The sequence below is a fragment of the Clostridiaceae bacterium genome, from assembly GCA_012840395.1.
Classification (GTDB): Bacteria; Bacillota; Clostridia; order Acetivibrionales; family DULL01; genus DULL01.
In genome coordinates, this window is record DULL01000098.1 from 1 (window position 1) to 3,091 (window position 3,091).

Annotated in this window: 3 protein-coding genes; all 3 read left to right on the forward strand. The window is 37.4% G+C overall.

Going from position 1 to position 3,091, the window contains the following annotated elements:
* Positions 1 to 241: 241 nt before the first annotated feature.
* Entirely contained in the window at positions 242 to 1,054 is an 813-nt protein-coding gene (locus tag GXX20_10745; GenBank protein HHW32129.1) for an amino acid ABC transporter substrate-binding protein, read from the forward strand.
* Between the two features lie 273 nt (positions 1,055 to 1,327).
* Positions 1,328 to 1,990 carry an amino acid ABC transporter permease gene (locus tag GXX20_10750; GenBank protein ID HHW32130.1) on the forward strand — a complete coding sequence of 221 codons (663 nt, stop codon included), beginning with the start codon at positions 1,328 to 1,330 and terminating at the stop codon, positions 1,988 to 1,990.
* Positions 1,991 to 2,006: 16 nt separating this feature from the next.
* Positions 2,007 to 2,798 carry an amino acid ABC transporter ATP-binding protein gene (locus GXX20_10755; GenBank protein ID HHW32131.1) on the forward strand — a complete coding sequence of 264 codons (792 nt, stop codon included), beginning with the start codon at positions 2,007 to 2,009 and terminating at the stop codon, positions 2,796 to 2,798.
* Positions 2,799 to 3,091: the final 293 nt, after the last annotated feature.

A 3,091-nucleotide genomic window follows, 5' to 3' on the forward strand; every position in this document is an offset into this window, starting at 1 on the left:
AAAAAGTATAGAGAGATGGATTAATGAATATCCAAGAAGAATGTTTGGTTATAGGTCAGCCATAGAAATGGCGGTATGATGTATAGAATTTATTCCAGTAAGCAATGGATTTACCAAATTTTTCACGGCATTTAATATTGCAATTTATAATAAGGCTGAAGCCTGGAAAAAAGTATTTGCTTTATCTCAATAACGTGTTATAATGTTAAAGTGATTTTATATTAAAATTGGGGGAATCAAAATGAGAAAATTCAGAATGAAGAAATTAATGATGGTTATTTTGGCACTAACCATGATTCTTGCGTTAGTTGCTTGTGAAAATACGCAAACTAGCAAGTCTCAGAATGAAAGTGATTTGAGTTACGTAAAGAGTAAAGGCAAACTGGTTATTGGCTATACCAATTATGCACCCATGAATTATACAGATGAAAATGGCGTTTTTACCGGTTTTGACACAGAGTTGGCAATCTTAACATGTGAGAAGCTTGGAGTTGAGCCTGATTTTGTTGAAATCAACTGGGATACCAAGGAAGTAGAACTAAATGCAAAATCTATTGATTGCATTTGGAATGGTTTGACAATAAATCCTGAACGTCAGGCAACCATGGAGATTACCAGACCTTATGTTAAGAATGCGCAGGTAGTTTTGATGAAGGAAGGTTCTGCCTATAATGGTACAGCATCTTTAATTGGCAAGACTGTAGTGGCTGAACAAGGCTCTGCCGGAGAAGATACCATTAAAGATGATGAGAACCTGAAACAGGCGAATTTTGTTCCAAAGACCTTGCAGACAGACTGCCTGATGGAATTGAAATCTGGTACTGCTGATGCAGCTGTATTAGATATGACCTTGGCAAAAGCCATGACTGGTAAAGGCACTAGTTATGAGGATATCGTTATTGTGGATTACTTGGCTGAAGAAAATTATGGAGTTGCCTTCCGCAAGGGTTCTGATATTTGTGCAGAAGTAAACAAGATTTTTGAAGGTTTTATCAAAGATGGAACCATGGCTTCACTGGCTGAAAAGTATGGACTGGAACTTGCTGAAGAATAAACATAAGGTATATTTGACAAAAAGCATATTAAGCATGTAGTATATTATGTAGTCAACATATTAAGCATGTAGTATATTATGTAGTCAACATATTAGGTATACAGTATATAAAAAAATAAAATTTACTAGGTGTACAGTATATCAGGTGTACGACATATTAGACATATGGCATATTGGTATACAGTATATTAAGTATTCAGAATATAAAATTGAGCGAGGGGCAGAGAGGTAATTCTCTGTCCAATCGCTTGTATATTGAGGTAAGAGAAAGAGATGAATGAATTTTCTGTAATTATTAGTCGGTTGTCGGAGAGCTTTATACTTAATTGCAAGCTCTTTGCATTGACACTTTTGTTTTCACTGCCATTGGGAATGATAATTGCTTTTGGTTCCATGAGCCGCTTCTACCCTCTCCGGTGGCTGGTGCGCACTTTTGTCTGGGTAATCCGTGGAACACCGTTGATGCTGCAGCTTATCGTAATGTATTTTGGCCCTGGTTTATTGAATATGTCTTTTTCCTGGCCAAGTGGCGGATCAGGACGATTTGTTGCTGCAGTTGTTGCATTTGTAATAAATTATGCCTGCTATTTTTCGGAGATATACCGGGGAGGTATTGAGAGCGTTCCGATAGGTCAATATGAAGCGGGCTTGGTTCTGGGTATGACAAAGAGTCAGATCTTTTTTAATGTAACGCTGCTCCAGGTAGTGAAGCGTATTCTGCCTCCAATTGGAAATGAAGTGATTACCCTGGTAAAGGATACCGCTCTTGCCCGTATCATTGCAAATAAAGAGATTATTATGATGGCTGGAGAATATAGTAACAGAGGACTTATTTGGCCCCTCTTTGCCACAGGGATTTATTTTCTTGTATTTGTGGGAGTGTTAACTATACTGCTTGACTGGATGGAAAAGAAACTGGATTATTTCCGTGTGTGAGAGGAGGGGGATTTAGTTGGCGTTTTTGGAAGTTATAGGTATTGAAAAATGTTTTGGAAACCTTAAAGTTTTAAAGAAGATCGATTTTTCTCTGGAAAAAGGAGAGGTAATTGCCATTATAGGTTCTTCCGGAAGTGGAAAGACTACATTACTGCGGTGTCTTAATTTCCTGGAAAAGCCTGATAAGGGAAAAATAATCATCAATAATAAAGTAATTTTTGACGCAATGGATCCTGCCACTCAAAAAGAAAATGAAGTAAGGAAAAAGCGTCTGCATTTCGGTTTGGTTTTTCAAAATTTTAATTTATTTCCTCAACATACAGTTCTAAAAAATGTTACATTGGCAGCAGAACTGTTAGCCAAAGAACGTCCGGATTACAAACAGGAGAAAAAAGCCATCCTGAGGGAGATTCAGGAGAAGGGTAAAATGCTTCTTTCACAGGTTGGTCTATCGGATAAATTAGACTACTATCCCCATATGATATCCGGTGGACAGCAACAGCGTGTAGCTATTGCCCGTGCTTTGGCCCTGGAACCGGACATTTTATGTTTTGATGAACCTACTTCTGCCCTGGATCCTGAGCTCACCGGTGAAGTGTTGAAGGTAATTAAGAATTTAGCAGAGAACAACACCACGATGATTATTGTGACTCATGAAATGGATTTTGCCCGGGAAGTGGCAGACCGTGTTATATTTATGGATGATGGTGTAATTGTTGAAGAAGGTTCTCCCCAGGAAGTGTTTGGAAATCCAAGGGAAGAGAGAACCAGGCAGTTTCTGGCCCGATATAAGAATAATGGCGTATAATGGCGTATAAAGTTTGAATCGTACCAGACTTAGACTTGGGGAATAAAAAAATGGTGCTAAATCGCAAAATTACTGGTTTAGCATCATTATTATTTGTGATATATAACATTTGTTTTTCAACTCTGAAAGAAATTTATCAATGCATTATTTCCTGATAACAAATTCCTAGTTAGCGTAAAATTACTGTAGGGATAGAGGGATAAAATTCCAGTAAATTGGAAAAGAAGATGGCATCCTGTTAAGATATAGTTGATTAAAAAAATATTTAACAGAAAGGATGACATCTTCTATGT